Below are 5485 nucleotides of genomic sequence, written 5' to 3' on the forward strand. Positions count from 1 at the left end.
TAAAGTTTCACTTTATATGAGAGCTGCCTAAATGATACGGTCAGCCTTCGTAAGTTATGAAATTGGGCGGAATTTTTCAGGGACAAAAGGCAAGGAAGAAGGGACGGAAACAGTCTCCATTTCAGGATAACGTAGTCCAGTTAGTTTGCCACCAAACACAGCGCCAGTGTCAATATTGACTGTATGATTTACAAAGCGAGGTTCTTTTACAGGTGTATGTCCATATACAATCCAAGCTGTTCCTTTATACTCCTTCGCCCAATCGCGACGGACAGGTGAGCCGTCAGCATGTTTTTCTCCTGTAATATCGCCGTATAATACAAAGGTTTGTACTTTTTTATCTTGTCTTCCTATGTAATCTTGCCGAATTCCAGCGTGACAAACAATTAACCTTTTCTCATCAAGTACGTGATATAAAGGGGATTGCTCATAAAGTGTGATGAATTTTTCTTTTATCATCTTTTGTTTATGAGAAGGCAGTGCTTCATATTCGGCAACAGTTGTTTCGAGTCCATGAGCAATTGTCACATTACGTCCAAGGAAAAATCGGTATAGTTTATTGCAGTGATTTCCCGGAGCGTAATAAGCTGCTTTTTTATTTATGACAAGTTCCCATACAATTTCAATCATACGTAATGAATGAGGACCGCGATCTGTAATATCGCCAACAAAAGCAAGCTTGCGTTGATCAGGGTGAATCGGCAGGTCATTATTCCAGTTATATCCGAGTTTCGTCGTTAAATCTTGAAACTCTTGGAAGCATCCATGAATATCCCCTATAATGTCATATTTCATATTTAAACCTCCATCATATTTTTTATTAGTATATCTAAAAAAGGATAGAGATAAAAATATACCGTATCTATGCTTCAGTTAAACATAAAGACTTTTGTCCTTGAGCGAACGTTTAAAACAAATCCAATCGCTATCATGTATGTGAGTAAGGAACTTCCTCCGTAGCTCATAAGAGGTAATGTGATTCCTGTAATAGGCAGTAATCCGATAGTCATCCCGATATTTTGAAATACTTGAAAAGTAAACATACCGATTGTACCAGCGCAGATGTAACTACCGAAAGGGTCATTACTTTCTAAAGCGATATGAATCATGCGGAAAATAAGTAGGAAAAAAAGAGCAATAATGAAACTTGCGCCTAAAAAGCCGAATTGTTCAGCGACATTGGTGAAAATAAAATCTGTATGTGGTTCTGGAAAGTATACTTGTCCATTTTCCCAACCTTTTCCTTGCATTTCCCCTGATCCAGTAGCTAAGAAAGCTTGTCTTAATTGATAGCCTTGCGCATCATATTTATATGGTGCTAACCAGCCGTAGAAGCGATTTAGTTGATATTCTTGTAAAATGTGTGCTTTAAAGAATTTTGTATGAGTGAAAAAAATATACGTTAATGTAACGCAAGCTGCAAAAATACCGGAAACTAATCCGAAAATAAACCACCAACGTATACCAGAAACTAGTATCATTGCTGCAAGCATAGCTGAAATTACCATTGTGTTTCCTAAATCAGGTTCCTTTGCAATAAGGAGCAGGGGAGGCAAACTTGTTGCGCATATTTTTCCGAGTAATAAAAAATCATCGTGTATTGTTCGGTAAAAATATTTCTCATTGTGATTTGCTATAATTCGTCCAGTGACGATAATTAAAAACAATTTCATAATTTCAGAAGGCTGGAAATTTCCGATGCCTGGGAGCCTGTACCAAGCGGTCGCACCTTTAATGGTAATGGCACCTGGTACTTGAAGTTCTAGCCCAATTAGTAGTACCAATGCAAAGCTATATAAATACCAAGCAATTTTTTGATAACGATCGAAATCGATAATCATAATAACACCAATGGCTATGAATCCAATGAAGTACCACTGGATTTGCTTTAATACAAAATTTACATTTTGCAAAAATGGTGGTAAAGAGGCTTGTGCACTTGCAATTGCAAAGCAACTAACAGTCCCAATGGCAAATAAGATGCATAGTAATACGTAGTCTATTTGATATTGAGAATTTGGATCTTTCAATGTATGTATTCCTTTCTACTGCTCTTTATAGTAATGGATTTTATAGTATGAGAAAAAATGTATGAACTATACGAATAATTCACAAATAGTCCATACATTTTTGATTTTGCAGAGTAGTTTAATTGTTTAACTCTTTAATAATTATAACCAAACAATGGGAAAGACGTACATGTGCGTCAGGAAAAATATCTAGTTGATGAAGGTAGTATTTTAAGGAACTTTTACACCATTTGTAAGCACTAAGTAGGGCTGTTCTATAGTCTGTAGTATTTTGTAAAAATCCATATTCTTTTGCCGTTATGACGAGGTGTGTGAAATCTTCACACCCTTGAAGGAGCTTATTGTGTATTTGTTGTCCAGCGTGATATCGAAATTGACTTAAGGGCTCGGAAATGTATACTGCATCTCCTTTAGAAAGTAAAGAAATCCATGAGGCCATATCAACACTACAAGAATACTGTCGCTCTTTAAGTGTGCCAAAAGGTTCAGTAAGCAATTCTTTTCGGAACAAAGTAGTTGTAGGTTCACCGATAATGTTGTGGCCCTCCTTTAGCATCCAGTCGCCTAAAAACATTCCGTTTAATGGGGTATCTTCGCTATATAACCTTTGTGTTGGATGGGCATCGCCTATTAAGTCGCCGTGATCATCAATACGTACTCGGTAAGAAGTAACAAGAGCCAGAGCTTTATTGGTATCTTGCTCAAAATAGGCCATCATTTTTTGTATTTTATGTTTATAAAATACATCATCGTCCATTAGAAAATTTATATACTCACCATTCGATTTCTCTAGGAGCATAAGGTCATTGTGAAATTGTCCTAGGGGAGAGGTGTTTCGAATGTAGGTGACGTTTTTATAATATGGTAAATACTGTTCATGTATTAAAGTTTCTGTCTCATCATTTGTACTATCATCACCGATGATGATTTCAATATTTGAGTAAGTTTGTGCTAAAGCACTTTCTAGAGCGATTTTGAAATAATGAGGCCGATTATAAGTGGGAATAAGAATGGAAACAAGAGGTAGATCCTTCTCGCTCGTCATACGTAACTTCCTTTCAGACTCTTTTTTTTGTAATAACAATATCTTGATAACTTGTATATTCATGTCTACCGCACCATAAACCGTAATATGGTTTATTTATTGCTTCTAAGCCGTATTTATTTAATAGAGAATAAATATTTGTTTCAGGATAAGCAACTGCAAAATTAGGAATATCTTTATTTACGACATAACAATTTTCAATTTGATGATAAAATCCTAATGTACTTAGTCCTGCATTCAAATAATAGGATGACTCCGGGTTTATTAAAAAGAACGTAATAAAACATCGCCCGTCTTTTTTTAACACGCGTACAATCTCAGATAGGTAATGTTCTAATTCTTTTGGAAGAAGATGCGTAAATACAGAAGTTAAAAAAATGAAATCAAATGTCTCATCTTCGTATGGAAAACGATATTGAGAGGCATCTTCTTTTCCTTCTGGATTATAGAATTGATTATATATGTCAACATGTTCAAAATGAAAATTATTACGTATAGTTGCAATATTATTTTGACACCAAGTAATTCCATCTTTAAAAAGATCAAATCCATAATACGCTCCATCATCAGTTAAATAATTCATTAATGGTACAGCCATGCGACCGACACCACAGCCTACATCTAATACTTTTTCATTTGATTTTAAAGCGCCAATTTGAATAAAATGTGTTAGGAACTCTTTTCCAACTTCTTTGAAGTCGCCACCTACATATTGGACGAGTTCAGGAGGAGGGAGCAAAGTTATTTCTTTGTTAAGTTCGCTCATGAGTATACCCCTTTCTTGTGCGAAAATATGCAGTAAACAGTATACGCTTCATCTATTTATTCCCAGTAATGCTATTGATAAAATTTTCAATGTGTAGTGAGAGAACACAGGAAAACAATTGTTATATGTAAGGAGATTCCGAAACAAATATTTTATTAGGTTAGAAGTGAGAGAGGGATGAGTAAAAATGGGATCTCCTATAGATTAAATCTTTTTATTCTTTTCTCCAATAAACTCCAAATACATCAATTTTAGTAATAGGTGCTTTTAAATTTCGGTGATTTCTAAAGTCTGTCACAGCCTCAGCGCATGGCGGTAGCCCATAGTCATCGATAATTATATAGCCCCCTTTAGAAACTTTATCATATAAGTTCACGAGACCATCCATAGTGGATTCGTACATATCACCATCAAGCCGTGCAATTGCTATTTTTTCAATTGGTGCTGTTGGTAAAGTATCTTTAAACCAACCTTTTAAAAATTTCACTTGATCATTTAGTAAATCATATTTTTTAAAATTCTCTTGTACTTGTTCTAAAGAGACGCGTAAGTAATCGAATGTGTGTAAATAATCACCGTAATCTTTTGGATATTGTTCTAGATTCGGTGCTGGCAAACCTTCAAATGAATCTGCGACCCACACATTACGATCCTTAATGTTATTTGCTTGTAAAAAACCATTCATAAAAATGCATGATCCTCCGCGCCATACACCTGTTTCAATAAAATCACCTTCTATATTTTCACGAACAACGGTTTCCATCGCCTCTTGTAATTGGTTCATACGTTCTCGACCAATCATGCTATGTGCTGCTCTTGGCCAATCCATTCCATCATGACGTTCACTTTTTGAAACATTTGGTTTTACAATTTTTAAGTTATGGTTTTCGGCATATTGCTTAATGAATAAAGGGAGAGGGACTGTAACTGGTTCGAATTCTAGTTCTTTCGAAATATGTAGAGATGCGGGTAAGTATGCCTCATATTCTAACCATATTTCAAATAAAATTGTCTTCTTTAGCAATTCGAGATAAAGCTGAACAGCAGATTTACTTTCCATATTTGTGCCTCCTGCAAAATGTCATACAACAATATGATTATGTAGGTACTGAATGTTTCATGATTGAATTTGAAATTGAAAAAGCAGTAAAACTGATATCAGTTTTACTGCTAAGTAAAAAATTAAGCAACTTTTTCAATAATAATGGATGCACTCGTGCCAAGAGCTAATGATAGCCCAAGCCCTGTAACAATTACTTCAATCATTGATGGAGTTGTCGTAATTTGTGTAATTGCTTGAATAACGATAGGTGCTCCAACTGAGATCAAACTTGTTCCAGTACCTGGTATAGGTACTCCATCCTTCTCGATTGTAAGACCTCCTAATAGACTTACGGCTGCAGTATATACGATAACAGTAATTTTATAGAATCCAGTTTCACTAATTAAGAAAGTATCAGGGGCCATTAGAGAAATTGCTGTGCCAAACTGAGATCCAACAGTATTAAATGGTACGGGAGCATCAATTCCTAGATCTAAAGAAATCCCACCGGAGTTAAATGCATATAGTCCTGCTGGAAGTCCTAGTCCGGATGGCCCAGTCGGCCCAGTCGGTCCAGTCGCACCAGTTGGCCCAGTCAGTCC

At 35.8% G+C, this 5485-nt stretch carries 6 protein-coding genes; all 6 read right to left on the reverse strand.

The features are described 5' to 3' along the window. Window positions 1-54: 54 nt before the first annotated feature. Window positions 55-795: a bis(5'-nucleosyl)-tetraphosphatase PrpE gene (gene prpE / locus COL05_RS22800; RefSeq protein WP_098670244.1), complete on the reverse strand. Its 741-nt coding sequence runs from the start codon at window positions 793-795 to the stop codon at window positions 55-57. 74 nt (window positions 796-869) lie between these two features. Then, entirely contained in the window at window positions 870-2030 is a 1161-nt protein-coding gene (locus COL05_RS22805) for an FtsW/RodA/SpoVE family cell cycle protein (protein ID WP_098670245.1), read from the reverse strand. A 118-nt stretch (window positions 2031-2148) separates the two neighbouring features. Then, complete coding sequence (locus tag COL05_RS22810) at window positions 2149-3075, reverse strand: glycosyltransferase family 2 protein (protein WP_098670247.1); 927 nt, start codon at window positions 3073-3075, stop codon at window positions 2149-2151. Between the two features lie 13 nt (window positions 3076-3088). Further along, window positions 3089-3841: a class I SAM-dependent methyltransferase gene (locus COL05_RS22815; RefSeq protein WP_001292832.1), complete on the reverse strand. Its 753-nt coding sequence runs from the start codon at window positions 3839-3841 to the stop codon at window positions 3089-3091. A gap of 214 nt (window positions 3842-4055) precedes the next feature. Further along, window positions 4056-4901, reverse strand: a complete 846-nt coding sequence (locus COL05_RS22820; protein WP_098670246.1) for a TylF/MycF family methyltransferase — start codon at window positions 4899-4901, stop codon at window positions 4056-4058. A gap of 122 nt (window positions 4902-5023) precedes the next feature. Beyond that, the coding region (locus tag COL05_RS22825) for a BclA C-terminal domain-containing protein (RefSeq protein WP_483861171.1) at window positions 5024-5485 on the reverse strand (462 nt) is incomplete at its 5' end.

It is taken from the genome of Bacillus sp. AFS059628 (assembly GCF_002571225.1).
Lineage (GTDB): Bacteria > Bacillota > Bacilli > Bacillales > Bacillaceae_G > Bacillus_A.